Here is a 940-nt window from a genome sequence, read left to right as displayed (position 1 = left end):
GCAGCGTCTTGAGTCGGCGCGTATAATTACAGGCTGCGATGACGTCGCCGAGGTGGGTTTCGAGTTGAGCCTGTGCCTCGTAATGGTAGCGCTTGACGGTTGCGTCCTTGATCGTGCGGTTCATGCGCTCGACCTGGCCGTCCCTCGGGAAAATGATCCCCCGGATCATTTCCTGATCCTCGGAACTCCAGGGATGGTTCACCTTTGTCAGGCGATGCTCGATCCCGTTCTCATCACAAACGCGGTCAAAGATGTGCTCCATCGCAAAGCGGTCCTGTTTACGGTTTGTGAACTGGATGCCGTTATCGGTTAGGAACGTGTGGATTCTGTAAGGCAGCGCCGCGATGAGATCGCGCAGGAACCGGGCGGCGGCCATCTTGCCGGCCTTTTTCTCCAGCCGCACGAAGGCGAACTTGGAGGTTCGGTCTATGGCCGCGAACATGTAAAGCTTGCCCCTCGGCCGTGCGCAGCTCGGCGATGTCGATGTGGACGTAGCCGATGGGATAGCGTTCGAATTTCTTCTTCGGCTTGTCGCCCTCCATCCCCGGCAGGCGGCTGATGTCATGGCGCTGCAGGCACCGATGCAGCGAAGAACGCGTCAGATGCGGGATGCTTGGCTGCAGGGCATAGAGACAGTCATCGAGCGGCAGCAGCGTGTGGCGCCGAAAAGCGACAATCACGGCTTCCTGCTCGACGCTGAGAATCGTCGAATGCGCTTCCTTCGGTCCCATCCGCACGTCCTCAACCGTCTGACGCTTGCGCCACTTGGCGACGGTCTTGACGTTGATGCCCAACTCCCGGCTCAGCGCCGCGTTCGAAGCGCACGATCGCTGTATTGCTGCTCGGATCGCGTGCGTGGTCGTGGCGCTGACGTGAAGAATTTGTCCATAGTGCATCCTTCTGATGGTCACAGATCAGTAGACCAGCACACGCTGGGACT

General features: G+C 59.3%; 1 pseudogene. It reads right to left on the bottom strand.

Annotated features, from left to right (window positions below):
* Positions 1-896, bottom strand: a pseudogene (locus ACH107_RS33190) (DDE-type integrase/transposase/recombinase); the annotation flags it as partial.
* Positions 897-940: the final 44 nt, after the last annotated feature.

Source organism: Roseovarius halophilus (ex Wu et al. 2025), from assembly GCF_047086965.1.
The sequence above is the reverse complement of the archived record's forward strand: the minus strand, read 5'-3'. Positions and strand labels throughout refer to the sequence as shown.